This window comes from Streptomyces sp. NRRL F-525, from assembly GCF_000716605.1.
Classification (GTDB): Bacteria; Actinomycetota; Actinomycetes; order Streptomycetales; family Streptomycetaceae; genus Streptomyces.
In genome coordinates, this window is sequence record NZ_JNXE01000039.1 from 77,272 (window position 1) to 102,660 (window position 25,389).

The 25,389-nt window shown below is 70.6% G+C and carries 22 protein-coding genes, 1 tRNA gene and 1 pseudogene; 7 read left to right on the forward strand and 17 right to left on the reverse strand.

Annotated elements, in window-relative coordinates:
• Positions 1–96 precede the first annotated feature (96 nt).
• The 5 genes from pfkB to OO69_RS39050 all read right to left on the reverse strand — a co-directional run bounded on the left by pfkB (position 97) and on the right by OO69_RS39050 (position 6,134).
• Positions 97–1,044 carry a 1-phosphofructokinase gene (gene pfkB, locus OO69_RS39030; RefSeq protein ID WP_033285680.1) on the reverse strand — a complete coding sequence of 316 codons (948 nt, stop codon included), beginning with the start codon at positions 1,042–1,044 and terminating at the stop codon, positions 97–99.
• A complete protein-coding gene (locus OO69_RS39035) occupies positions 1,041–1,802 on the reverse strand; it encodes a DeoR/GlpR family DNA-binding transcription regulator (RefSeq protein ID WP_033285681.1) in 762 nt (253 codons plus the stop codon). The genes pfkB and OO69_RS39035 overlap by 4 nt, the downstream gene beginning before the upstream one ends.
• 165 nt (positions 1,803–1,967) lie before the next feature.
• Complete coding sequence (locus tag OO69_RS39040) at positions 1,968–2,486, reverse strand: hypothetical protein (protein ID WP_033285682.1); 519 nt, start codon at positions 2,484–2,486, stop codon at positions 1,968–1,970.
• Between the two features lie 80 nt (positions 2,487–2,566).
• A complete protein-coding gene (locus OO69_RS39045) occupies positions 2,567–3,304 on the reverse strand; it encodes a Crp/Fnr family transcriptional regulator (RefSeq protein WP_033285683.1) in 738 nt (245 codons plus the stop codon).
• A 1,309-nt stretch (positions 3,305–4,613) separates the two neighbouring features.
• Positions 4,614–6,134, reverse strand: a complete 1,521-nt coding sequence (locus tag OO69_RS39050; RefSeq protein WP_051801537.1) for an MFS transporter — start codon at positions 6,132–6,134, stop codon at positions 4,614–4,616.
• 102 nt (positions 6,135–6,236) lie between these two features.
• Between OO69_RS39050 and OO69_RS39055 the strand changes: the two genes are divergently transcribed.
• Positions 6,237–7,217, forward strand: coding sequence for a helix-turn-helix transcriptional regulator (locus OO69_RS39055; protein ID WP_033285684.1), 981 nt, complete (start codon positions 6,237–6,239; stop codon positions 7,215–7,217).
• Between the two features lie 49 nt (positions 7,218–7,266).
• On the opposite strand, the gene OO69_RS39060 is transcribed toward OO69_RS39055, so the two are convergent.
• Together OO69_RS39060 and OO69_RS39065 are read right to left on the reverse strand one after the other, a co-directional pair.
• Positions 7,267–8,034 (reverse strand): TetR family transcriptional regulator, encoded by a 768-nt coding sequence (locus OO69_RS39060; RefSeq protein ID WP_078652765.1) that lies wholly within the window; start codon positions 8,032–8,034, stop codon positions 7,267–7,269.
• A 397-nt stretch (positions 8,035–8,431) separates the two neighbouring features.
• On the reverse strand, positions 8,432–9,430 hold the full coding sequence (locus OO69_RS39065; RefSeq protein ID WP_033285686.1) for a sigma-70 family RNA polymerase sigma factor: 999 nt from the start codon (positions 9,428–9,430) through the stop codon (positions 8,432–8,434).
• Between the two features lie 182 nt (positions 9,431–9,612).
• Here OO69_RS39065 and OO69_RS39070 point away from each other — a divergent pair, with 182 nt between their 5' ends.
• Positions 9,613–10,143 (forward strand): GNAT family N-acetyltransferase, encoded by a 531-nt coding sequence (locus tag OO69_RS39070; RefSeq protein WP_033285687.1) that lies wholly within the window; start codon positions 9,613–9,615, stop codon positions 10,141–10,143.
• Between the two features lie 5 nt (positions 10,144–10,148).
• On the opposite strand, the gene OO69_RS39075 is transcribed toward OO69_RS39070, so the two are convergent.
• Entirely contained in the window at positions 10,149–10,952 is an 804-nt protein-coding gene (locus OO69_RS39075) for a DODA-type extradiol aromatic ring-opening family dioxygenase (protein WP_033285688.1), read from the reverse strand.
• Between the two features lie 123 nt (positions 10,953–11,075).
• Between OO69_RS39075 and OO69_RS39080 the strand changes: the two genes are divergently transcribed.
• The gene (locus tag OO69_RS39080; protein ID WP_033285689.1) at positions 11,076–11,603 is read left to right on the forward strand and encodes a MarR family winged helix-turn-helix transcriptional regulator; all 528 of its coding nucleotides are present in this window, start codon (positions 11,076–11,078) and stop codon (positions 11,601–11,603) included.
• A 111-nt stretch (positions 11,604–11,714) separates the two neighbouring features.
• Here OO69_RS39080 and OO69_RS39085 read toward each other — a convergent pair whose 3' ends face one another.
• Together OO69_RS39085 and OO69_RS39090 are read right to left on the reverse strand one after the other, a co-directional pair.
• Positions 11,715–13,277 carry an MFS transporter gene (locus OO69_RS39085; RefSeq protein ID WP_033285707.1) on the reverse strand — a complete coding sequence of 521 codons (1,563 nt, stop codon included), beginning with the start codon at positions 13,275–13,277 and terminating at the stop codon, positions 11,715–11,717.
• Positions 13,278–13,407: 130 nt separating this feature from the next.
• The gene (locus tag OO69_RS39090) at positions 13,408–14,052 is read right to left on the reverse strand and encodes a TetR/AcrR family transcriptional regulator (protein WP_051801539.1); all 645 of its coding nucleotides are present in this window, start codon (positions 14,050–14,052) and stop codon (positions 13,408–13,410) included.
• A 321-nt stretch (positions 14,053–14,373) separates the two neighbouring features.
• Here OO69_RS39090 and OO69_RS39095 point away from each other — a divergent pair, with 321 nt between their 5' ends.
• On the forward strand, positions 14,374–15,657 hold the full coding sequence (locus OO69_RS39095; RefSeq protein WP_199811116.1) for a M6 family metalloprotease domain-containing protein: 1,284 nt from the start codon (positions 14,374–14,376) through the stop codon (positions 15,655–15,657).
• 48 nt (positions 15,658–15,705) lie between these two features.
• Here the strand turns inward: OO69_RS39095 and OO69_RS39100 are convergent, their stop codons facing one another.
• Both OO69_RS39100 and OO69_RS39105 read right to left on the reverse strand, forming a co-directional pair.
• Positions 15,706–16,713, reverse strand: a complete 1,008-nt coding sequence (locus OO69_RS39100; protein ID WP_033285691.1) for a CU044_5270 family protein — start codon at positions 16,711–16,713, stop codon at positions 15,706–15,708.
• Positions 16,710–17,363: an RNA polymerase sigma factor gene (locus tag OO69_RS39105; protein ID WP_033285692.1), complete on the reverse strand. Its 654-nt coding sequence runs from the start codon at positions 17,361–17,363 to the stop codon at positions 16,710–16,712. The genes OO69_RS39100 and OO69_RS39105 overlap by 4 nt, the downstream gene beginning before the upstream one ends.
• 137 nt (positions 17,364–17,500) lie before the next feature.
• Between OO69_RS39105 and OO69_RS39110 the strand changes: the two genes are divergently transcribed.
• The 3 genes from OO69_RS39110 to OO69_RS39120 all read left to right on the forward strand — a co-directional run bounded on the left by OO69_RS39110 (position 17,501) and on the right by OO69_RS39120 (position 21,517).
• Positions 17,501–19,627, forward strand: coding sequence for an acyltransferase family protein (locus OO69_RS39110; RefSeq protein ID WP_033285693.1), 2,127 nt, complete (start codon positions 17,501–17,503; stop codon positions 19,625–19,627).
• Positions 19,628–19,689: 62 nt separating this feature from the next.
• Positions 19,690–21,351 carry an IclR family transcriptional regulator domain-containing protein gene (locus OO69_RS39115; protein ID WP_033285694.1) on the forward strand — a complete coding sequence of 554 codons (1,662 nt, stop codon included), beginning with the start codon at positions 19,690–19,692 and terminating at the stop codon, positions 21,349–21,351.
• 93 nt (positions 21,352–21,444) lie between these two features.
• Positions 21,445–21,517 (forward strand) — tRNA-Arg (locus OO69_RS39120).
• Positions 21,518–21,817: 300 nt separating this feature from the next.
• Here the strand turns inward: OO69_RS39120 and OO69_RS52190 are convergent.
• The 5 genes and pseudogenes from OO69_RS52190 to OO69_RS39145 all read right to left on the reverse strand — a co-directional run.
• Positions 21,818–22,042, reverse strand: coding sequence for a hypothetical protein (locus OO69_RS52190; RefSeq protein WP_033285695.1), 225 nt, complete (start codon positions 22,040–22,042; stop codon positions 21,818–21,820).
• 48 nt (positions 22,043–22,090) lie between these two features.
• Positions 22,091–22,699 (reverse strand): nuclear transport factor 2 family protein, encoded by a 609-nt coding sequence (locus OO69_RS39130; protein ID WP_078652766.1) that lies wholly within the window; start codon positions 22,697–22,699, stop codon positions 22,091–22,093.
• A gap of 62 nt (positions 22,700–22,761) precedes the next feature.
• Positions 22,762–23,551: pseudogene (locus OO69_RS49065) on the reverse strand (DUF475 domain-containing protein).
• A gap of 179 nt (positions 23,552–23,730) precedes the next feature.
• Positions 23,731–24,852 (reverse strand): GNAT family N-acetyltransferase, encoded by a 1,122-nt coding sequence (locus OO69_RS39140; RefSeq protein ID WP_420707946.1) that lies wholly within the window; start codon positions 24,850–24,852, stop codon positions 23,731–23,733.
• A 149-nt stretch (positions 24,853–25,001) separates the two neighbouring features.
• On the reverse strand, positions 25,002–25,389 hold a 388-nt coding region (locus tag OO69_RS39145), incomplete at its 5' end, for a M23 family metallopeptidase (RefSeq protein ID WP_158713476.1).

Sequence of the window (25,389 nt, forward strand, 5' to 3'; positions counted from 1 at the left end):
CGGGGGTGGGGACGGGGGTACAGCGGGACTTCGGGGAGGGGAGGGTGGCCGGTAACGGGGCGTACCGGTGAGCGGTCATGACGACCCTGGAGGCGCTCATGTCACCGGCTCCGTCAGGACGCGGTCCACCGGGACGTCCGCCGTGACCGTCACCGCGGCCGGGTCGAGATCGGCCGGGGTGGGCATCACGCTGCCGGGGAGCTGGACGGCGGCGGCGCCGTGGGCGACGGCCGAGGCCAGGGCCTCCGGGCCGTGGCCGCCGGCGATCAGGAAGCCGGCCAGCGAGGAGTCCCCCGCGCCGACATTGCTCCGTACGACGTCGACGCGCGCGCTGCCGAACCAGGCACCGGAGCCGTCCACGAGCAGCTGCCCGTCGGCCCCGAGGCTGGCGAGGACGGCACCCGCGCCCAACTCCCGCAGTTCTTCAGCGGCTTTGACCGCGTCGCCGACGGTGGCGAGCGGGCGGGAGACGGCCTGCGCGAGTTCCTCGGCGTTGGGCTTCACCACGTCCGGGCGTTCGCGCAGCGCCTCGATGAGCGCGGGGCCGGAGGTGTCGAGGGCGATCCGGACGCCGACGGCGTGCGCGCGGGCGACCAACTCGGCGTACCAGGACGGCGCGAGGCCGCGCGGGAGGCTGCCGCAGCAGGCGATCCAGTCGGCGTCACGCGACTGCTGCCGGACCGTCTCCAGGAGCAACTCCTGTTCGGCTGCGGTCAGTTCGGGCCCGGGTGCGTTGATCTTCGTGAGGACGCCGTCCGCCTCGGCCAGCGCGATGTTCGAGCGGGTGGCCCCGGCGACCGGGACCGGCGCGACCTCGATGCCCTGCGCGTCGAGCAGATCCGCGACCAGCGCGCCCGGCGCTCCGCCCAACGGCAGGACGGCGACCGTACGGCGGCCCGCGGCGGCTACCGCGCGGGAGACGTTGACGCCCTTGCCGCCCGGGTCCATGCGCTCGCCGGTGGCCCGTATGACCTCGCCGCGGTCCAGCGAAGGGACCTCGTAGGTGCGGTCGAGGGACGGGTTCGGGGTGACGGTGAGGATCATGCGCGCACTACTTCCATGCCGCCGCGCTCCATGGCGGTGGCGTCTTCTGGGCTCAGCCCGCTGTCGGTGATCAGCAGGTCCACGTCGCTCAGGGCGCCGAAGCGGGCGAAGTGCTCCTGGCCGTGCTTGGCGGAGTCGGCGAGCAGCACCACGCGGCGGGCGGCGGTCATCGCCGCGCGCTTGACCGCGGCCTCGGCGAGGTCGGGGGTGGTCAGCCCGTGTCCGGCGGAGAAGCCGTTGGCCGCGACGAACACGACGTCGGCGCGGATCTCGCCGTACGCCCGCAGCGCCCAGGCGTCCACGGCGGCGCGCGTACGGTGCCGCACGCGCCCCCCGACGAGGTGGAGCTGCATGCCCGGGTGGTCCGCGAGGCGGGCCGCGATGGGCAGCGAGTGGGTGACGACGGTGAGCTCGGCCTCCAGCGGGATGATGCCCGCGAGGCGGGCGATCGTCGTACCGGCGTCGAGGATCACCGTGCCCTGCGTGGGCAGCTCGGCGAGGGCCGCCTTGGCGATCCGGTCCTTCTCGTCGGCCGCCGTCGACTCGCGCTCGGCGAGGTCCGGCTCGAAGTCCAGCCGCCCGGCGGGTATGGCACCGCCGTGCACCCGGCGGACGAGTCCCGCGCGGTCGAGGGCCTTCAGATCCCGGCGGATCGTCTCCGCCGTGACCTGGAACTCCTCGGCCAGCGACACCACGTCCACCCGGCCGCCGTCACGGGCCAGCCGGAGGATCTCCTGCTGCCGCTCCGGTGCGTACATGTCCGTTCGCCTCCGACCTTTGCCCGAACTTGTGGTTTCGCTGGGAGGCTACGCCCGGATTTCCGGAAAGTAAACAGGTTCGGGCATTAGGTGGACATGAACGGGCAGAGCGATCTTTATCGGGGGCGCCTTGCGGTGCCTTTTGGGGAGAGGTGCGGTGTGCGGTCAGCTGTGGCGCAGGTCCTTGATCCTCTTCTGGGCGGCGAGGACGGCGCGCACCAGTTCACCCCGGGCGGCCTCCTGCCGCATGGCGAGGATGAGCTGGGCCCGGTGGTACGGAACGGTGATGCGCGTGACGGGGCCGGGCTCGGGCAGGGCGGTGGCGACATAGCCCCGCACGCACTCGACCACCTTCGCCAGTTCGAGGCGGACGGCCTCGGTGTGGTCGGTGACTCCCTCGATCATGTTGCCGATCGAGGAGATCTCCGCGAAGTCGTCGGCGACGCAGGGCTTCCGGGTGAGGCCGCACTGGGCCTTGTAGAGGTCACCGAGCCATTCGGCCGGCTTGTCGAGGTCGGTGTTCGTCTCGTCCTTGCGGCGGATCTTCCGCGTCCAGGCGAAGAACTGCCTCTGGTGCCGGTGGGACAACCCGGCGAACAGACCCATGACGAGGGCGGAGGTGGCGGTCAGGAGGAGGGTGCCGGCACTGGTGCCGATCGCCAGCGTGGTGGTGCTGGTCATCATGCGGTGATCCGTTCGGGGGCGGAGCGTGAGCGGCAGAGGAGCCGGAGCGCCGGAGTGGGGGTCCGGCACGCCGGGCGGTGTCAGTTCCCGACGGCGAGGTGGCGCAGCGCGTCGACGTCGTGCACGACGAACCGGCGGTACCGGGCTTCGATGATCCCGTGGTACCGCAGGGTCCGGATCGCGTTCTCGGTGGTGGAGACGGCGAGTTGGAGGGCCGCGGCGAGGTCCTTCTGGCCCGGGCCGACGATGTGGGTGGAGCCTGCCCTCGGGCCGGGGGAACCCACGGTGTCGGCGAGGTGCGCCAGGAGCCTGCTGACGCGCTCCAGGGGTGGCCTGGTGGCCATGGTGTAGACGAGTTCGTCGCTGCGGTTGCGCTCTTCGAGGCTGCGCAGGAGGGCGAGTCGGATCTCGGGCCACTTGCCCAGCAGGGCGTTGAAGTACTGGGCGCGGCAGGGGATGGCCACCGTCTCGGCCAGGCACTTGGTGAGGACGGCGGAGCCGGGGGTGACGAGCTTGGCCTCGCCGATCAGCTGGCCGCGGCCCCGGAACCGCGTGACGGTGGGGACGTGCTCCCCCTCGCCGAGCGGGAAGCGGTCCTGGCGTACGACGCCGTCCCAGATGATGTAGACGTTCCGGTCGTCCGGTCCGATCGGCAGGTGCTCGTCCCGCGCGAAGCCGCGGCTGCACAGGCCGGCCTCCAGCAGGGCGCGCCAGTCCTCCCTGTCCAGACACCGCAGGAAGCTTCCCCGGGGCTTGTTCTCGCAGCCCTCGAGGAAGTCGATCGGCCGTGCGGTGTCGTCGGTCGCGAGTGTCCTCACTCGCCGGCTCCGAAGGCCGCGGCGGCGCGTGTCCCGGCGTACGCGCCGCGAGGCGCGCGATGGTGACGATGTGTCACGGTACGCATGGGGGTCTGGGTCCCTTTCTCTGTTCTGTTGAAGCTCTGCGGCCCCGCCGGTCGGCGGGGTCACGGGTGACGGGTCCGGCCTCCCTCTCCGGGAGGTGCGGCAACGCCCGGGTGGTGAGGCCGGGGGGAAACAGTTGAGCGAGACAGAACGGTACCGCTCGTTGCGAGAGAAGAGCCAGTCGCGATTCCGAAGGTACCGCGACGAATAGTGATCATGGCTCGAAACCCCTCACGGCGGGGCTTCGCCACAGAAGATCACACGTAATCCGGACGGAAAAGTGACCACCAATTTCGCAATTACCAAACCGGTTACCATCGCAGCCCGCGCCCTCTCCGAGGTACGTCGGGACACTTCTCCGGTGAGCGACATATGACGCCCACACAAACCGGCGGCAAAGACGAGAGGCCCTGGGGCACCACCCCCAGGACCTCCCGGAAAGGCCCGGACCCGTCAGGGATCAGACCGCTGCCCAGTAAACACCACGACCGGCCTTTGGGTCACTCCCCATCAGGCGACAAGGCCGCTCCGGCACGGGACGGCCAGGGCCAACCGCCGTCCCGAAGCTGTCACCGACAGCACATCCTCCCGTACACGCCGTCGGAATATCCCACCCGACTGCACTCTTTATCCCTTTTGCAGACATGAAGGCGGGACCGTTACCATCCCTGCAGCCGCGTGACAGCACCCGCAAATGACAGCCATCGATCAAGAACTAACAGATTCCGCCAACACGCCCCACCGGACCAACGGCCCGATCGGCCGCCGGCGCACCCGAAGAACCGACCACCCGACACCTCGGCAATTCCCTTCCGAGAGGCAGTCCGATTCGAAAAGAAATACCGCGCAGCAACACGGGGAACGGATTATCACCGGGGAATTCAGGGTTCACCACAGCACACAGCAAAATATCGACTAATGGATACAGGCATCAGCGTCCGAGTCCCGCTCCGCCCCACCCATCCCATCACCATCTCTCACTCTGTCAATTTCCTTGCGGGCCCGCCGGGTTGGGCACACGTGCCGCCGCGAAGCCGGAGCGTTCCCTCGTAAGCGACCTCTTCACTACGCGGCGTGACATCCGGCACCGCCCACGCCGTCGGATCTGCCCGGCGTACGCCTCCCCCCGCGCACCGGCGTACGCCAATGTCCGACCGGTTGCACCGAGCGCCCCGCCCCGGGTACGACCTCGGGACGGGGCGCTCTCCTGCGTTGCCGAACGGCGTCAACTCCCGCTCGGTGCCGCCTCCTTGGCCGTCTCCCCCGCCACACGCCCCGCCGCCCGCCCCGGCAACGCGAACATCAGCAGGAAGATCGCGCCCATCACCGCGGCCACCCAACCCAGCGCGTTCTGGAAGGCGTTGACGAACGCGGGACCCACCTCGGCCGGGGTCAGCCGGTCCCCGATCGAGCCGAAGAAGACCACCGACACCAACCCCAGCCCCAGCGCGTTGCCCATCTGCTGAACGGTGTTGATGAGCCCGGACGCCGAACCCGCGTGCTCGCGCGGCACCTCGGAGAGGATCGTGTCGGTCAGCGGGGCGAAGATCAGACCCATACCGGCGCCCATCACGACCAGCGGGAGCGCCATCTGCCAGGAGGCGATGGCCAGTTGGTACCGGTTCGCCTCCCAGAGGTAGAGCAGTACGCCCACGACCATCACCAGCGCGCCGGTCTGGAGCACATTGCGTCCGCCGAGCCGCGGCACCAGCTTCTGCACGGACATCCCGGCCGCCACCGAGACCGCGATCGAGAACGGCACGCCGGTCAGCCCGGCCCGCAGCGGGCTCCAGCCCAGCCCGATCTGCATGTACAGCGTCCACACCAGGAAGAAGATGCCGAGCCCGATGCCGAAGACCGTCTGTACGGCGATACCGGCCGCGAAGCTCTTCACCTCGAACAACGACAGCTCGACGAGCGGCGAACCGTCCCGCGCCGCCTTCCGGCGCTCGTACGCCACCAGCGCGGAGAAGACCCCGATCGAGCCGGACATCGACACGAACCCCCAGGCGGGCCAGCCCAGTTCGTCGCCCCGGGTGAGCGGATAGAGCAGCATCAGCAGGCCGAGGGTGACCAGGGCGACGCCGACGAGGTCCAGCTTCAGCGCGCGCGGCGCCTTGGACTCCGTGATGAAACGGCTGCCGAGGATCAGGCCCGCGATACCGACGGGCAGGTTGATCAGAAAGATCGGGCGCCACTCAAGACCGAACAGATTCCACTCGGTGAGCAGCGCGCCGAGCAGCGGACCGGAGACGGCCCCGAGCCCGACGATCGCGCCGAACAGCCCGAACACCTTGCCCCGTTCGTGCGCCGGGAAGGTCGCGTGCACGATCGACAGCACCTGCGGCACCATCATCGCCGCCATCCCGCCCTGGAGGATGCGCGAGGCGACCAGCATCTCCGGGTTCGCGGCGAAGCCGCACAGCGCCGAGGCGAGCGTGAAGCCGCCGATGCCGACGAGGAACAGCCGCTTGCGGCCGTGGATGTCACCCAGCCGCCCGCCGGTGATCAGCCCGGCGGCGAAGGCGAGCGCGTAACCGGCCGTAATCCACTGGATCTGGCTGAAGGAGGCGCCCGCGTCCCGCTGGATCGACGGGATCGCGACATTGACGATCGTGACGTCGACGAGGTCCATGAAGGCCGCGGTCATCACGATCGCGAGGGCGAACCAGCGACGCCGGTCACCCGTACGTGCGGGGTCCGCCAAGTCCGTCGGGCTGTCGACAAGCGTTTCGGTGGAGGTCATGGCTTGAAGCTATGGCCCCATTAGGTCAGATCGTGTCCTAGTTCTACGGCATCCTCGAACTCATGACGACGACGGAGAACCCATGACGACGACGGGGAACTCATGACCACCGACACCCCGGCCCGGCTCCTCCAACTCCTCTCGCTCCTCCAGACGCCCCGCGAGTGGCCCGGCGGCGAGCTGGCCGACCGGCTCGGGGTCTCCCGCCGCACGGTCCGCCGGGACATCGACCGGCTCCGCGAACTCGGCTACCCCGTGCAGGCGACGCTCGGCTCCGACGGCGGCTACCGGCTCGTCGCGGGCAAGGCGATGCCCCCGCTGGTACTGGACGACGAGGAGGCGGTGGCGATCGCGGTCGGCCTGCGCGCGGGCGCCGGGCACGCGCTGGAGGGCGTGGACGAGGCCTCCGTACGGGCGCTGGCGAAGCTGGAACAGGTACTGCCCTCGCGGCTGCGGCACCGGGTCGCCACCCTCCAGGCCGCCACGACCCCGCTGACCAGCGGCGACGGCGCGAGCATCGCCCCCGAGACGCTGACCGTCATCGCCTCGACGATCGCCGGCAAGGAACGGCTGCGCTTCGCCTACCGCACCAAGGACGGCACCGGGTCCCGTCGCCGGACGGAGCCGTACCGCCTCGTCTCGACCGGCCGCCGCTGGTATCTCGTCGCCTACGACCTCGACCGCGAGGACTGGCGGACGTTCCGGGTCGACCGGGTGAGCCGGCCCTTCGCCACCGGGGCCCGGTTCACCCCGCGCGAGCTGCCGACCGGAAGCGCGGCGGAGTATCTGCGGCAGTCGATGCACCAGCGTCAGGAGACCTACGAGTACGCCGTCACCTTCGCCGCCCCCGCCGAGGTCGTCGCGGCCCGCATCCCGGCCTGGCTCGGCGCCCCGGAACCGCTCGGCGAGCACAGCTGCCGCCTGCGCGCCACGACCGGCGACGCGGTGGACTGGCTGGCCGTACGGCTGGCCGTGCTGGGATGCGAGTTCACGGTGCACGAGCCGGATGAACTGGTGCGATGCGTAAGGGAGTTGGGGGAACGGTTGAGCCGGGCGGGGAGTGCGGGCGAGGCGCGGGTGTGAGCCTCGGTGGGTGCGCAGGCGTGAGCCTCGGAGGGCGCGTGGGCGTAGCTCACACCGTGCCCCGGCCCGCCCCCAACTCCCCCCAGGGAAAGTCCCGCAGCGCCCGCAGATTCCGCAGCGCCAGCTCCACCGGCCCCGCCACCGCACTCGCCCCGGCACTCGCGCCCCCGTGCGTCTCCCCCGACGCCCACCCCTCAACAGCCGTGCGTACGGCGGCACTTGCCACGGCGGCGGCGAAGCGCAGCTCGGGGGACGGCACGGACGGAGCCGGGTCGGCGTCGGAGCCGTCGCCCTCGGGAAGGCGTTCCACGGTGAGGCGTTGCGCGAGGATCTCGCCCAGGGTGCGTTCCGAAGCCTGGTAGACCTCCGCCCAGACCCGGCGCAGGGCGGGGCTGGATTCGGCCATGGCGATCAACGTGCGGACCCAGGTCCAGGAGTTGACGGAGACGCCCACCCCGGGGGTCAGCGTGTAGCGGACCCCGTGTTCCAGGGCCTCCGGCACCGACAGTGCGGCCGGGGCCGCGCGGACCGCCTCCACCCAGCGCTGGGCGCCGGCCGCGTAGAGCGGGGCGACGGCCTCTTCCTTGGTGGCGAAGTAGCGGTAGAACGTGCGGGGGGCGATGCCCGCGCTCTGGGCGATGTCCTCGGCGCGGGTGGCCCGCAGCCCGTGTCTCACGAAGAGTCCGGCGGCGGCCCGGGCGATCTCCATCCGGGTCTCGGCCTTGCGCCGCTCGGTCAGCGAGAGCGGTGCGGAGGGGGCAGAGGGGCCGGAGGGGGAAGTAGGGCCGGAATCCGGTGCCGGGGTGGGGCTGCTCACACCGGCAGGCTATGCCGCTGTGGCACAATCTGCCATTCGGCGGGCCACCCCGGAGTTCAGGTACGGGGTGCCCCGCCGTCCCAGTGTGCCGACACCCCGCGCGTCCCGCGGACGAGAAGAACCGGGCCCCGGCGCCTGGGGGGACAGGCGCCGAAGCCCGGTTCGGGAGAGTCCCGGCGCCGGGGGGGGGTGGTGCGTCGGGACTTGGCTCAGCGGATCTCGGGGCGTGGCCCCGGACCCGAACTCCTGGGCCCTGAAGTCTTGTTCCCAGGGCCCAGCAGGTTGAAGCGGCGTTACACAGCCATGTTCGCGCGGCCTCCCGCCACCCCGCGTACGCGGTCCGGCGCGCACCTCGTGCGTACGCGCCCCCGCGTCCACCGGGCCGGAGTCCGGAGGCTCAGGCCGCCGCGTCGAAGCCGGTCTGGCTGGCCAGCTTCTTCAGTTCCAGCAGTGCGTGCTTCTCGATCTGGCGGATGCGCTCGCGCGTCAGGCCGTGCTCCTTGCCGACCTCGGTGAGCGTGCGCTCCCGGCCGTCCTCCATGCCGTACCGCATCTTGATGATGGAGGCCGTGCGCTGGTCGAGGCGGCCGATCAGGTCGTCCAGTTCCTCGCTGCGCAGCAGGGTCATGACGGACTGCTCGGGCGAGACCGCCGACGTGTCCTCCAGGAGGTCACCGAACTGCGTGTCTCCGTCGTCGTCCACCGACATGTTCAGCGACACCGGGTCGCGGGCCCAGTCCAGGACGTTCGTCACGCGCTCCGGGGTGGTGTCCAACTCGGCCGCGATCTCCGTGTGTTCGGGCTCCCGCCCGTTCTTCCGGTTGAACTCGCGCTGCACCCGGCGGATCCGGCCCAGCTCCTCCACGAGGTGGACGGGCAGGCGGATGGTCCGGGACTGGTCGGCGATGGAGCGGGTGATGGCCTGGCGGATCCACCAGGTCGCGTACGTCGAGAACTTGAAGCCCTTGCGGTAGTCGAACTTCTCGACCGCGCGCACCAGCCCCGCGTTGCCCTCCTGGATCAGGTCCAGCAGGGGCAGGCCGCTACGGGGGTAACGGCGGGCCACGGCCACGACCAGGCGGAGGTTGGAACGGATGAAGACGTCCTTGGCACGCTCCCCTTCGGCGACCAGGGCCTCCAGCTCGGCGCGGGAGGCGTCCGCCTGGGACTTCTCCTCGCCGTCGAGGACCTGGCGCGCGAACACGCCCGCTTCGATGGTCTGCGAAAGCTCGACTTCCTTGGCGGCGTCGAGCAGCGGTGTGCGCGCGATTTCGTCGAGATACATGCCGACCAGGTCGCGGTCGGCGATCTCGCCGCCATGGGCGCGAACACTGCGCGCCACGCCGGAGGTCTCGCCGGAGGCGGACTTACGACGGGCGACGGCACGGGTTGCCATGCGTGCTCCCTTGCGATGGTGGGTCAGCAGGTGTTCGTCAGGTTCTTTCTTCGATGCCCTGGCACTCTTCTCGTGTGCCCTGCATCTGATGGAAACAACGACTGGAATCCGGACAGAATTCCCAACCCGCTCCCCTATTTTTCTGATCTTGCAGTACCCTGTCCGGCCACAAGGGGGTAACGATGCCGTCGGAACATACAGAGGTGCAGGTCAGGCCAGGAGTCGAGAGTGACCTCGACGCCCTCACGGACATCTACAACCACTACGTACGCGAGACCCCGATCACCTTCGACACCGTCCCCTTCGCGCCGGAGGAGCGCCGCCCCTGGCTGCTCTCCCACCCTGAAGACGGGCCATACCGCCTGAAGGTTGCCGTCGACGGGACCTTCCAAGGAAACTCACAGCGAATCCTCGGCTACGCCACATCCAGCCCTTACCGGGCGAAGCCCGCCTATTCGACCTCGGTCGAGGTCACCATCTACCTCGCCCCCGACGCGGGCGGCCGAGGCATCGGCACGCTGCTCTACAAGGCCCTGTTCGAGTCCCTGGCGGACGAGGACGTGCACCGGGCGTACGCGGGCATCGCCCAGCCCAACGAAGCGTCCACGCGGCTGCATGAACGCTTCGGGTTCCGGTACGTCGGCACCTACGGGGAGGTGGGCCGCAAGTTCGGCCGCTACTGGGATGTCGCCTGGTACGAGAAGGAGCTGTAAAGGCTTCAGCCGAACTGCACCGACCGCTTCGCCATCCCCATCCAGAACCCGTCGATCACGGACGGGTTCACCGACTCCCGCGCGTCCAGCTCACCGGCCGCCTCCGCCGCGCCCATGGCGACGAACAGCGGGGCGAAGTGCTCGGTGCGCGGATGGGCGTAGCGCCCGGCCGGTGCCTTGTGGAGGAAGTCCAGCAGGCCGTCCCAGTCGCGGGACTCCAGCGCCCGCCTGCCCCAGTCGTCGAACTCGGAGGACCAGGTGGGCACGCCCCCGCCGGTGTGGCGCAGGGCGGCGAGGTTGTGGGTGAAGAAGCCGGAGCCGACGATCAGGACGCCCTCGTCGCGCAGCGGGGCGAGCTTGCGGCCGATGTCCATCAGCTTCGCCGGGTCGAGGGTCGGCATCGACACCTGGAGGACCGGGATGTCGGCGGCCGGGAACATCTCGACGAGCGGGACGTACGCCCCGTGGTCGAGGCCGCGGTCCGGGACGTCCTGGACCGGGATGCCCGGGGCGCGCAGCAACTTCCGTACGGACTCGGCGAGTTCGGGGGCGCCCGGGGCGTCGTAGCGGACCTGGTAGTAGTGCTCGGGGAAGCCCCAGAAGTCGTAGACCAGGGGGACCGGGTCGACCGCGCCGAGGGCGAGCGGGGCCTCCTCCCAGTGGGCGGAGACCATGAGGATCGCCTTGGGGCGGGGGAGGTCGGCGGACCAGGCGGCGAGTTCGCCGGGCCAGATCGGGTCGTCCGCGAGGGGCGGGGCGCCGTGGCTGAGATAGAGGGCGGGCATGCGCTCCGGTGCGGCGGTGGACATGACGGTCACTCCCCAGGTTCGGACTGTGTGCTCGACTGGATGCTTGAACTCTCAAACTTCCTCCGTCAGAGCTTACGCCCCGTTTGTTTAACCTTCAAGGAGAGCTCTCGTACAGTGGAGTGCATGAACACGGCACCCGCACCCGCTGACGAGACGGCACCCTCCGACGAACCCCGCTGGCTCACCGCCGAGGAGCAGCGCGTCTGGCGTTTCTACATGCACGCCAGCACCCTCCTGGAGGACCATCTGGACCGCCAGCTCCAGCGCGACGCGGGCATGCCGCACATCTACTACGGCCTGCTCGTGCAGCTCGCCGAGGCCCCGCGCCGCCGGCTGCGGATGACCGAGCTGGCCATGAACGCGAAGATCACCCGCTCCCGCCTCTCGCACGCGATCGCGCGCCTGGAGAAGAACGGGTGGGTGCGCCGCGAGGACTGCCCCTCCGACAAGCGCGGCCAGTTCGCGGTGCTGACCGACGAGGGCTACGGCGTGCTCAGCCGGACCGCGCCGGGCCATGTGACCGCCGTACGGCAGGCGCTGTTCGAGCGGCTCACCCCGGAACAGCAGAAGTCCCTCGGCGAGATCATGGAGATCGTCGCCGAGGGACTTCAGCCGAACGAAGCGGGCGCGGATCTGCCCTGGCTCCGCTGAGCCGCTCAACTCAACGGAGAACCAGGGCAGTTCCTGGGAGTCGTACCTACGGGGCGTCCCCTTCCCCGTAGGCACGGATGGTGCGAAGGGGGTACGACCGGCCGGGCGTCGTCAGTGGGCGACGACCGGGATCTTGAACTCGTCCTCGACGTCGTCACCGGAGGCGACCGGGTCGGAACCCTGCTTGCCCGCGTTGACGAGGACCGAGACGATGACCGCGGCCGTCACCAGCATGCCGACGGCGAACCAGATGGCGTTGGTGTAGCCGTGCACCTGGCCCTGCAGCGCGACGAGCTGCTGCTGGGTCTTGGAGGCGCCCGCACCGGCGATGTGGTCCTTGATGTACGCGGTCGTCGCGGACGCGGCGATCGTGTTCAGCAGGGCCGTACCGATCGCGCCGCCCACCTGCTGCGAGGTGTTGACCATCGCGGAGGCGACACCCGCGTCCCGGGGCTCGACGCCCAGGGTGGCCAGGGACATGGCCGGCATGAACGCCGTACCCATGCCGAGACCGAGCAGCAGCATCGCGGGCAGGATGATCGAGGCGTACGACGAGCCGATCTCCAGCTGCGTCATCAGGAGCATGCCGACCGCGGCGACCAGGAAGCCGGGGCCCATCAGCAGACGGGCCGGCAGGCGGGTCATCAGCCGGGTGCCGATCTGGGTCGAGCCGACCATCATGCCGACGATCATCGGCATGAAGGCGAAGCCGGTCTTGATGGGCGAGAAGCCCTTCACGACCTGCAGGTAGTAGGTGAGGAAGAGGAACGTGCCGAACATCGCGATGATGGCGATGCCGAGCGAGAGGTAGATACCGCCGCGGTTGCGGTCGGTGATCACGCGCAGGGGCAGCAGCGGGGCCTTGACCCTGGACTCGACGATGACGAACGAGACCAGCAGGACCGCCGACGCGATGAACAGCGCGATGGTGGAGGAGTCGCCCCAGCCGTTCGACTCGGCGCGGGTGAAGCCGTAGACCAGGGACACCAGGCCGAGGGTCGACAGGAGCACGCCGGGGATGTCGAGCGGGTTGCGGTTGCGGCCGCCGGCCGGCTCGCGGATGACGAAGTACGCGCCGAGCGCGGCGACGATCGCGAACGGGATGTTCACGAAGAACGTCCAGCGCCAGTCCAGGTACTCGGTCAGCACACCGCCGAGGATGAAGCCGACGGCGCCGCCGCCACCGGCGATCGCGCCGTAGATGCCGAACGCCTTGGCGCGCTCCTTGGCGTCGGTGAACATCACGGCGAGCAGGGAGAGCGCGGCGGGCGCGAGCAGGGCACCGAACGCGCCCTGGAGGGCACGGGCGCCGAACATCATCGCGCCGGTGGTGGCGACACCGCCGAGCGCGGACGCGGCGGCGAAGCCGGTCAGACCGACGACGAAGGCGCGCTTGCGGCCCCAGAGGTCGGCTATGCGGCCGCCGAAGAGGAGGAGTCCACCGAAGGCGAGGGCGTAGGCCGTGACGACCCACTGCCGGTTGCCGTCGGAGATGCCCAGGTCGGTCTGGGCGGACGGGAGGGCGATGTTCACGATGGTCGCGTCCAGCACGACCATCAGCTGGGCCAGCGCGATGAACGCGAGCGCCTTCCAGCGGTTGGAATGGGCTTCGTGCTCGGCGGCCTCGGAGGCCTTGTCGAGAGCGCCTGGGGCGCTTCGAGCAGTTTCAGACATGGTGGTACCCACTTCGGGACTTCGTGACGGAAAAAGGTGTCTTCGGGGACGGCTTGTCGCCGGTTCGTCGGCGCCTGCCGGGAAGCTTGGTATCGGAGTTGGGACTGAGGTGAAGCGCTGAACTAATCGGTCAGGGCTGCCGGAGATCCTCCATGGTCGCGGCGGTGCCGGGCAGGACCGAGCGGGCCGGGGCCCGCAGTCCGTCCAGGAACAGCTGCAGGTGTCGGTGTACGAAGCGGTCGGCGCTGAGGCAGCCGGTACCGGCCGGGGGCCGGCTGAGCTGGGCCACGGCGACCATCAGATCGCCGACTCCCACGTCGGACCGGAGCTGCCCGGCCCTCCTGGCCCTTTCCATCACCTCGTCGATGAGCTCCTCGACCCGCTTGCGCGCGGCTTCCAGGTCCGGGTGGAACTGGTCGAAGGTGGTGGAGATCATCGGGCACAGCGCGCTGATCCGCTCGTCCGCGGAGACGTGCACGAAGCGCTCCAGAGCGGCGAAGGCGTCGCCGGTCTCGTCGAGCGCCTGCTCGGCGGCCTCCGATGTGCGGTCCATGACCGAGACGACGACCTCGCGGACGAGGGCGTCACGGTCCGGGAAGTTCCGGTAGAGCGTGGCGTTGCCGACGCCGGCCCGGCGGGCGATCTCGTCGAGCGGCACATCGGGGCCGAACTCGACGAACATCTCGCGGGCGGCGGTGACGATCCGCTCCCGGTTGCGCAAAGCGTCGGCACGGGGCCGGGTCACCTTTCGCTGTACGGGGGTCGCGGTCGTCACGGCGTGCTCCTGAAGGTCTTGGACTGCTGAGGCGATCCGGGGAAGCACTCCCCGTTTCGCTCGGACACATGGCTAAACGGGGAGACGCTCCCCGGTTATTTCCACCTCCGCGATTCTTATTATGTGACCTGAGTCACAATCGCCGAGATCCCGGTTCGGATCTCCGTCCGGCACCTCCGCGGGGCTGCCCGTTCGGCCCCCTACCAGCGAGAAACACACGGTCGGTCTCCTCCAGCGCGCGCCCTCGCACCTCACGACACAGGGTGATCGAAAGGGTGCAGCCGGAGACCGGCGGCTGCCGTTGGCGCGAAGGGTCCCTGCATGCAGCCCAGCCGTCGGATACGCCCGCGCCGCGTGGCCGCCCTCGCGTCCGTGACCGTCCTGACCCTCGCGGTCAGCACCTCGGCCGGTACCGGACACCTCACCCCGGGCGCCACGACGGCGGCGGGCCCGGTCGCGCTCGCCCGCACCTCCGCACTCGGCTCCTGCATGATCAACGGCCCCCTGGACGTCCAGATGTCCGAGGGCATCCCCACCCCGGGCGGCTACTCCCGCTCCACCGGCACGGTCCACGCCCTGACCCTGATGGTCGACTTCTCCGACGCCCCCGGCGAGGGCACCGCGATGGACCGGTACCGCGAGTTCTTCCCCAAGACCCAGCAGTGGTTCGCCACCAGCTCCTACGGCCGCCTCGACTACCGCCCCGAGACCCCGGTCCCCCACTGGCTCCGCATGCCCAAGCCCTTCCGGTCCTACGGCATAGAGCGCGGCGCGCCCTTCGACCCCGGGTACCGGCAGCTCGTCCAGGACATCGTGGCCGCGGCCGACCCGACGGTGGACTTCCGCCAGTACGACCTCCTGAACGTCCTGGTCACCCCGAACGCGGGCCCCTCCGCCCTGGACACGGTCCTGTCGGTGACGTTCGCGGGCAACACGGAAGCCCCTGTGGCCGACGGCGTCCCGGTCTCGAACGCGTCCTTCGTCTACTCCCGCCAGGACGACGGTTCCGGCTCGTACTCCCAGACCGGCTACCGCGTCCTCCCGCACGAGAACGGCCATGTCTTCGGCCTGCCCGACCTCTACACCCAGGAGGGCGGGGGCGCGGTCGGCCACTGGGACATCATGAGCGAGGACTGGGGCGCCGACAACGACTTCCTCGGCTGGCACAAGTGGAAACTCGGCTGGCTGGACCCGTCCCAGGTCAACTGCGCGATGACCAGAGGCACTTCGGAGTACACCCTGACCCCGCTGGAACACCCCGGCACCGACGGCACCCGCCTGGTCTTCGTCCCGCTCACCCGCCGCACGGGCTACGCCCTGGAGCTGCGCACCCGCGAGGGCAACGACGAGGCGGTGTGCCGCCCCGGCATCCTCATCTACAAGGTAGAGGCGGACGTGGACACGGGGATGGGCCCGGTGAAGGTCTACGACGCCCACCGGGACAGCGGCGGCTGCACCCGGAGCCCGAACGTGCAGGCCGAGCTGTCGGACGCGCCGTTCACGGCGGGCGAGAGCTTCAACGACCCGACGAGGGGGATCCGGGTCTCGGTCACGGGGGCGGACGCGGCGGGGAACTACCGGGTGACGGTGACACGGACGCGGTAGGGGGGCGTCTGCCGGGGCGGACGCCCCCCTCTGGCGGCTCACTCAGGATCAGCCGGCCGGCACCTCACCCGTCCTGTCGGTGACGCCAACTCCCAGGAGAGCGGCGTCGGTTGTGCCGAGGTAGACGAGACTCGACGAGTCGAAGACCCAGGCGTAGCCCTTCGGGGCGCCCTTGAACGTGAGGCCGACGCCCTCGCGGCCCGCCGCGTCCTTGACGTGGTCGACCACGGTCACCCCCGGGAGCTTGGCGGCGGCACGGTAGATCGCGGCACTGAGGTCGGGGAGCAGGGTGGCCTCGTCGATGACGGCGCCGAGGTTCTCGACCACGACTTCCGTGCGGCGGGCCGCCGTTACGTTCCCGGCGTCCCCGGAGAACTTCTTCAGCAGCGCGTCGGGGTCGGTGGGCAGGTCCTGGAGCTGGTGGAAGGTCAGGTATCCGGTCCCCTTCATGTCCATCGTCATCTTCTGGGAGGGGTCGGCGACCGCCACGCCCTTGCGCAGACCGTCCCGCTTGCCGTCCACGGAGTTCCACTGCTCCTGCCGGACGGCCCCGTTGTACGGCTTCGGCGTGAACGTCCCCTTGTGCTGGGCGAGTTCCTCGGCACTGCTGAAGTCGACGCCCAACTCGGCCGCCGATCCTTGGGACTTGGTGTAGATGTACTGGTCGTCGCGGGCCGTGACCACAGGGCGGTCGGCCGCCGCGAGGGCGATCCGGTCCAGCAGTCGCGTGGCCTTCTGCTGGTCGGCGGCGGTCGTACCGCGCTTGCCGTCCTGCGCGCTGTCGACCGCCACCACACCCAGGCCCACCACGGCGGCCAGGGCCAGCGGCGCGGCGACGAGAACGAGGCGCCGGCGGGCGGGGGACGGACGCGAGGTGGTCGTCGTAGCGGACTGCTCGTGGATGGTCTCGTGCTCGCGGGTGATGTGTTCCATCAGGTGTTCCCTCAGTACGCCGTGGCGGTCCTGAGCGAGCACCGGACGGCCGGGCGCGGGCAGCAGCTCGGCCAACTCGTGGTGGTCGAGCGGCTGATCGCGTCGTAGCGGGTTGGTGTTCATCGCTTCGTCTCCTGCGTGGACCGAGCCGCCTGGTGGCGGCTACCCGGTGACTGTCCGGCCGCGGCCGGGCGTTGCACTTCGCTGTTCCTCAACGTGCCGTTCTCGCGCCGGAGTTCGAGTTCGGTGAGCTTGCGCAGGCGCTTTCTCGCGCGGGAGAGCCGGGCCCGTACGGTGCCGACGGCCACGCCCAGGGCCTCGGCGGCCGTGGCGGCGTCCAGGCCCTCCCACACGCAGAGCGTGAACACCTCGCGCTCGCCGCGCCGCATCGTGCTCAACGCCCTTTGTGCGGCGGCCAGTTCCTCGGTGTCGGCCAGGCGCCGGGTCACCTCGTCGGCGAAGTCCGGCACGGGGTCGGGGGGCGGGATCCTGCTGAGCGCGGCCTGGTGTCTGCGCGCCGCCCGGGCGGTGTTGCGCGTGACGTTCGTCGCGATGCCCAGCAGCCACGGGCGCAGGCTGTCCTCACCGGGAAGCACGCGCTCGCGCAGGCGCCACGCCTCCAGGAAGGTCAGCGAGACGATGTCGTCAGCCGTGCCCCAGTCGCCGGTCATCCGGACGGCGTGCCGGTGGACCACGGCGGCGTGCTCGTCGAAGAGGTGCCTGAACGCGTCCGGATCCCCGGCTCGCACACGGGCACGCAGTGAGTTCTCCACACCCTTCCCTGTCCGCCGCCGGGACCGCGCTGCGGTGATCCGCGTCACATCACGACCGCACCAGCCCCTCCCTGGATCCGGGGAGGGGTGTGGCGCGGGTCACTCGAACTCCCCCTGTCCTACGGACAGTTCCAGGCATGACGCACACTCCCACGACCGCCGGTCCACCGCGCCACGCGGCGCCGGCCCGACGCCCCGGCGGATCACCGCCGTACGGACCCGGCCGCCCCGGCCCTCCGCCGAAGCCGCCGCTCCGGCCCGACATCCAGGGGCTGCGGGGGCTGGCCGTCACGCTCGTGGTGCTGGCGCACGCAGGGATCCCGTACATCGCGGGCGGCTACGTCGGGGTCGACGTCTTCTTCGTGATCTCCGGCTTCCTCATCACCTCGGGCCTGCTCCGCGAGGCCGACCGCACCGGATCACTCTCCCTGCGGCGCTTCTACGCCCGCCGCGCCCTGCGCATCCTCCCGCTGGCGACCCTGGTGTCACTGGCCACCATCGCCGGCTGCCGGCTCTTCGCCTCGAAGATCCGCTACGCCGAGTTCATGCACGACGCGCTGGCCGGCGCCCTGTACTTCGTGAACGTCGACCTGGCCCGGTCGGGCACCGACTATCTCCGCGAGGGAAGCTCGCCGTCGCCCTTCCAGCATCTGTGGTCGCTGTCCGTGGAGGAGCAGTTCTACCTCCTGTGGCCGGTCCTCCTGCTGGTGAGCTGGAAGGTGCTCCGACGCCGGTGGCTGCGAGCGCTGCCGTTGGGCGCGCTGTGCGTGGTGTCGTACGTCCTGGGTGTCCGGGCGACCCAAACCTCCCCGTCCTGGGCGTACTTCGGCCCGCACACCCGGCTGTGGGAGCTGGGCGTCGGCGCCCTACTGGCCTTCGGTGCGGGGGCGTTGGAGCGCGTCCCCCGTCAACTGGCCGTTTCCGGCACGTGGTTGGGGCTGGCGGGCATCGGCGCGGCGGCGGTCCTGTACGGCGCCGACACCCCGTTCCCAGGCCACTTCGCGCTGCTGCCGGTGCTCGGCGCGGCCCTGGTGATCGCGGGCGGCTGCCGTGCCCCGTCGGGGGCGATCGGGCTGCGCCCCCTGGCTCGGCTGGGCGACCTGTCGTACGGCTGGTACCTCTGGCACTGGCCGCTGCTGATGATCGGCCCCGCGGCCCTGGGCCGCCCCGCCGGACTCCGGCTGAACCTCGCCCTCTGCGCGGCCGCCCTGCTCCTGGCCTGGGCGAGCCTGCGCCTGGTGGAGAACCCGGTCCGGTTCAGCGCGGCGCTGCGCCGCAGACCGACGACGGCGGTGGCCCTCGGCCTCGGCCTGTCCGCGACCGTCGTCTCCGTCGCCCTCGTCTCGACGTCCTTCCCGCCACCGATCAGCTCCACGGCCCGCGCCCCCAGCCTGACCGAGACCCTGACGAGGGCACCGAACCCGGAGTCCCGCCTGGTCACGCTCCTCTCCACCCCCACAACCGCGCTCCCGCGCAACCTGACACCACAGCTCGCCGACATCAAGAAGAAGCGCTCCGCCGTCTACCGCGACAACTGCCACGTCGACTACACCGGCACCCGCTCCCCCGCCTGCGTCTACGGCGACCCCACCGCGCCCAAGGTCGTCGTCCTGTACGGCGACTCCCATGCCGCCCAGTGGTTCCCGGCGCTGGAACGGCTGAGCCGCCGATACGGCTGGAAACTGGTCTCACTGACCAAGTCGTCCTGCAAGACCGCCGACATCACGACCGTCAACGGCCATGGCCCGTACACCTCGTGCGACACCTGGCGGAAGGACGCGCTCGCGCGGATCGCCCGGCTGCACCCGATGCTGGTCCTGGCCTCCTCCTCCGAGGTGGCCACCCCGCTGAAACCGATGAAGAACCCGCAGCGGGACTGGACGGCGGGCTACGAGCGCGTCTACGACCGCCTGACCCGCGCCGCCGACCACGTGGCCGTCCTGCTCGACACCCCGTGGCCGATCGGCGATCCCGTCGAGTGCGCCGCGGCCCACCCCCTCAACCTGGAGAAGTGCGAGCCGGACCAGCGCGACGCGATCAAGGACCCCGCCCTCCGCGAGGCCAACCGCCGGGCCGCCCACCGCGCCGGCGCCACCGTGATCGACCCCGAGCCCTGGCTGTGCCCCCGCTCGGGCCGCTGCCCCGTGGCCGTCGACGACACGTTCGTCTACCGCGACGAGAGCCACCTGGCGGAGAGCTACGCGGGGGCGCTGGCTCCGGTGCTGGGCCAGGAGCTGCGGAAGCTGGGGTTGGCCGGAGGGTGACCCCGGGTTCAGGGGCCTCGGGCTTACCGTAGGGCTGCCGAGATCGCCGTACCGGAGAATCGATGCCCGCAGAGACCACGATGGACGATCGCACCGCAGCCGTGCCCGCCGAGGCGGTCGCGCCGTTGATCCGGGGGGTCGCGGTGGTGCGTCAACTGACCGACGCGGGTGGGGTGTTGAGCCTCAGCGGGCTCGAACGGGCCACCGGGCTGGCCCGTTCCACGGTCGACCGGATCACCGCGACGCTCGCCCGCATGGGATACGTCCGTCTCGACGGCCGGGACGCCGTTCTCACCCCTCGGGTGATGGAACTGGGCAACGCCTACCTCGCCGCCCTGCGCCTGCCCTCCGTCCTGGACGCCCGCGCGGACGCCCTCGCCGACGAGCTGGACGAGTCGGTGTCGCTCGCGGTCGCCGACCGGGACGGCATCCGTTTCATCCACCAGGCCACCCGCCGCCGCGCGATGTCCCTCAGCTTCCGCATCGGCGACCTCCTCCCGGCCGAACGCACCGCGCCGGGACCGCTGTTCGCGACGGAGTGGACGGACCAGGAGTGGCGGCGCTGGCGGGAGCGCCGGGCGGCGGACCCGAGGGACGAGGGCTTCCCGGCCGTTCCCCAACGGTCCTCCCCGGGGCCCGACTTCGAGCGGCGGGCCGTACAAGTGCGCCAGGACGGCTGGGCGTTGGACGACCAGTTGATCGAACCGGGGCTGGTGGCGGTGTCCGTGCCCGTGCGGGACCCGCGTACCGGCGGGATCGCGTGCGTGGCGAGCGTCGTGAGCCATACGAGCCGGCACACGGCGGACGACCTGCGCAACTCCCTTCTGCCCAGGCTGCGTTCGGCCGTGCGGACGATGGAGGAGGACCTGGCGGCGGACCTGCGCGAGGCTCCGCGGGGCGAGTCCGTCGCCGCCCCCTCCGGGCTCGCGACCTGGACGGGAGCGTCCAAGCAGGAGCTCGGCCGGGAGTTCGTCGAGTCCCTGGCCCGCGGGCTGACGGTCCTGACGGCGTTCGGGGAGGGCCGCGCCGAACTGACCCTCACGGAGGTCGCCCAGGCGACGGGGCTGGCGCGGGCGACGGCCCGGAGAGCGTTGATCACGTACGAGCACCTGGGGCTGGTGGCTCCGTCAGGCGACCGCCGTTTCGCCCTCACACCCCGGGTGCTGTCCCTCGGCTTCCCGCCCCTGTCCCGTACGACCCTCCCCGAGCTGGCGCTCCCCCACCTCACCGCCCTCGCCTCCCGCATCCACGAGTCGGCGTCCCTCGCGATCCTCGTCGGCGACGAGATCCAGTACACGGCCCGGGTCGCCACGAGCCGGGTGATGAGCGTGAACATCGCGGTCGGGACGCGGCTGCCGGCGTACGCGACGGCGCTGGGCCGGGTGCTGCTGGCGGACGCGCCGCCGAGGGAACACGAGCTGCGCCCCCTGACCCCTCGCACGCTGACCGACCCGGTGGCGCTGGCGGCGGAGCTGGACACGGTCCGTTCGCAGGGGTACGCCCTGGTCGACGAGGAGCTGGAGGCCGGGCTGCGTTCGATCGCCGTACCGGTCCGCGACCGTACGGGCCGGGTGGTCGCCGCGCTGAACACACCGACCCACGTGGCCCGCCGCACGGTCGAGGAGTACGTCCGCGACATCCTCCCCGAGCTGACGGCGACGGCGGCCGCGATCGAGGCGGACGTGCGGGTGGCGGGCCGCTTCACGCGGGTGTCGGCGTCCTGAGCCCGGCGGCCGTCCCTGCCGTGCCCTCCCCACCGAACCGCCTCCCCAAATCCGCTACCCTGTCCTGGACCGCCTTCCGGGGCGATCCGTCCCGCCTTCGTAGCTCAGGGGATAGAGCACGGCTCTCCTAAAGCCGGTGTCGCAGGTTCGAATCCTGCCGAGGGCACAGCGCAGTGCGTGTTCACGTGGTGCTTGTTCGGAGGCCCTTCCGTCCGGTGGACGGGAGGGCCTCTGGCGTTTCCGCGGCATCGCATCTCCGCTGAGTCCCGGCAGATGTCCGGCGGACATGTCCGCGTCTCGCCGACCGGCGAGCACGATGGTCGAGCGCGATCCACCCGGCGAGGCCGGCGATCCCGAGGGCGGCGGCGAGAGCGGGATCAAGACCGGCCGGAACGGGAAACCCGTCCGTGTCCGGGACAGGTACCGACTCGGCCAGGGTGCCGTACGGCGACGGCGGGGCCGTCACCTACCGCCGGCTGCCGTCGGCGAGCTGCACGACCCCCTCGTACCCGGCGACACACGGCGGCCGCAGGGGCCGTAGCGGGAACCGGCCGTTCACGAACGCCAGGTCCAGGGGGTTCAGGGCCGCCACGAGCAGGGTGCCGACCGAGACGCCGGGGCCGGGCCGCGGATCGGCGAACTGTTCGAGGACGGGGGTGGCGCCGGGCTCGCGGACTACGGCCGCTCGCATGTGGTCCTCCGCTCGTTGATGGGGCCGTCACGGGGCGGCGGACGCCGGTCACTGCTGCAGCGCGGCGCCGAGATTTCCGATCACGCCGAGCTGGGTGAGGATGATCGTGCCTTCGGGGTAGCAGTCGAACCGCTTGATCCTGCCGTCGACCAGCTCGAAGACGTCGCAGCACGGCGCGTCGATCCGCCTGCCGGTCGCCGGCAGCGTCCCGGCGGGCAGGTGCAGCGGCCCGAGATGCGTCCCCTGCAGCGCCAGCTGCACCACCACGATGTTCCCGGTGCTGTAGAAGCGGAACAGCTCGCGGTGCATGTCCGGGAAGGCCCGGTGATAGTTCTCGACCTGCGTGGGGAGTTCGGCGGGCCCCTTCCAGGTGACACCGATGGACGAGTCGGTGAACGTGCCGTCCTCGGTGAACGCCGCCGCCCACGCGGCCATGTCCATCTTCTCGGCGACCTCGTACGCCTGCCGGACGATCTGCTCGTTGTCCAAAGCCATGCCACATCTCCTCGGCCGTACGACCGGCCGACGCCCACCCGCCCACGAACGAGCGCCGACCCCTGACGACGCCACGGCGACCACCCACACCCCGGGCACCCCGGTACCTCGGTGACCCACCGCGACACGTCCAGACTCGCCGCCGGCCCAGTGACGGGACATCACTGGATTACGGTGATTCACCGGTCCGGGGAGCGAGTACCGAGCGAGCGGCAGCCGGCTCTCTAGGGAACCCTCGCCGTGTCCACGGCCTCCGCGGCCCCCTCCCGCTCCGCCAGCGCCCGGTTCCGCCGCACCGACGACCAGAACGACCAACCGATCAGTACGACGCCGACCAGCCCCGTGATGACCTCGTTGATCTGGTACTGGATGGTGACCATGAGGATCACGGCCAGGGCGCCGATCGCGTAGTGCGCGCCGTGCTCCAGGTAGACGTAGTCGGGCCTTGTCCGCGTGGGCGCCGCCGTGCTGGTGGGCGTGGGTCGCGAAGGTCATCGAGGTGATCAGGAGGACGATCAGGGCGATGCAGACCGACAGCATGTCGACCTTGCCGAGCTTGGCGAGGGGACGTTCCAGCCAGCCCAGCCACTTGATGTCGCGGTCCTCGAAGATGAAGTCGAGGAAGATCATCAGCAGGAACATGCCGCCGAAGGCCGCGATCGCCGGGTGGGCGTCGGTGACCAGCTGTTCGTAGCGGTCCTTGTCGGTCAGGGCCAGGTTGACCGCGTCGTACGGATTGAGCTTCGCCGTGACCGCGACGATCACCACCGGGAACGCGAGGCGCATGCCGAAGACCGCGATCAGGACGCCCACCGTGAGGAAGATCCTCTGCCAGAAGGCCGACATCTTCTTCAGGATCCCGGCGTTGACCACCGCGTTGTCGAAGGACAGCGAGATCTCCAGGACGGCCAGGATCGCGATGACCCCGAACGCCGTCCAGCCGCCGTACCAGACTCCCAGGGCCAGGCCGAGCGCGGTGACCGCGAACGACCAGCGGAAGGTCTTCAGAAGCACGGGTTGCCCCTTCCTTTTGTCGCGCGGTCGCCCGCGGGCCGGGCACAACAGCCCTGACCATCATCGGCGTTGTCTACCACGAGCGCCTGTCGTACAGGTGACGGGGCAGGCCCCGGGAGCGCGGAAGGGGCCCCCGACCTTCCGGTCCAGGGCCCCTGAGCCGACGTGTTGCCGCATCGTCACTTCTTCAGCGGCACCTTGCCCGTCGTGCGCAGCGTGCCCACCGTCTTGAGGAGGCGGTCGGCCGGGTCGCGCAGGGACTGGTGGGCCAGGACCGTGTTGCGCAGGCCGCGGACCGGGCGGCGCCACAGGCGGTGGGCCGCCGCGACCGGGTGCGGGCGGGTGGCGAAGCCCTCGCCGACGCGCAGTTCGCGGGTCTTGAGCCAGTCCTTCCACTCCTTGTCGCCGCGCCCCAGGTCCATCAGGCGCACGCCGTGCCGCCCTGCCTCCTCGGCCATCCGCAGATGCATGATCAACCCCGGTGAGTAGTACCGGAGTTCGGGGTCGTACGCCGTGAACCAGGCGGCGAACAGCGTGCGGGACGTCGGGCCGAAGTGGGCGGCGACGGGGCGGTCACCGGCGTAGAGGACCGACAGGACGCCGGTGAAGTGTTCCTCGCGGACGCGGAACAGGTGGTCCACCAGGTCTACGATCCACGGGCGCGCGAAGCGGTCCATGCGGCCGGTCCTGCGGTACTGGGCCGACTTCCAGCGCATCAGCGTGTGCAGCACCTCGGGGTCGCGGTCGTCGTAGACGAAGCGCAGCTCGCCGAGGTCGCGGCCGAGGCGGCGTTCCTTCTTCAGGGTCGTCTTGGCGATGCCCGGGTACGCGCCGCGCAGCCACTCGGCGTAGGGGATCTCGCCGTCGCCGTCCTTGAGGTCGATCACCGGGGACGCGAAGGTGCCGGTGACGTGGCGCCCGAACGGCTGCTGTTCCTCGACGAGATGGTCGAACTCGAAGACCGAAAGCCCGCAGGCCCGCAGGAGTTGCTGGACGTCCCAGGTGACACCCGGCCGGTGCACCAGGGCCTGGCAGTCGGAGAGACCCAGGCCGATGGCCCGGCCGACGCCGACGGGGTTGCGCTCGTACGGGAAGAAGCCGACCGGCTCCCCGCCCTCGTGCAGCACCGCCACCTGCGCGCCGCCGCGGTGGCGGCCGACGCCGTCCGCGAACTCCGGTGCCAGGAAAGGGTTCGCGTAGTCCGGCGACTCGTCCATCGCCTTGTGCCAGGCCTGGCGGAGCGTGGTGGTGAGCTCCTCCGGTCTGTGGATCGTGATGTCCGCCTTGCCGGCGGATCGCATGGATCGCATGGGCGACCGTCCCCCCACATTTCCCCCACGACGCGTCGTCCGCGTCCTGCCTACGTATCCCAAGGTACGACGAGACACGAACAGTTCGGCAGGGCCCAAACGTCGCGAAACAGTACGGACGCTGTCAAGGATGCCTGTGCTCACGGAAAGGTACGGATCACCCTCCCCCGGTACAGCCGCCCCGGAACGTCGGTGAACCGCAGGTCCAGGCCGACCCCGTCACGCTCCGCGTGCAGGTGGAGGTGCGGCTCGGTCGTGTTGCCGGAATTGCCTGTCTCTCCTACGAGTTGGCCCACGCGCACCACGTCCCCCAGGCTCACCGTCAGTGAACCGGGCCGCAGGTGGGCCAGCTTGACGATCTCCCGTCCGGTGTCGATGAACACGTGGTTCCCGTAAGGGGAAACCTCACGGTGGGACGCGTGTTGAGAAGGGCCGAGGAGGGGGTGGGGGGCTGAGGTCGTATGCGGGGAGCTGGTGGGTGGGGGCTGGTCGCGCAGTTCCCCGCGCCCCTGGGGGTTGGGGGTGGGC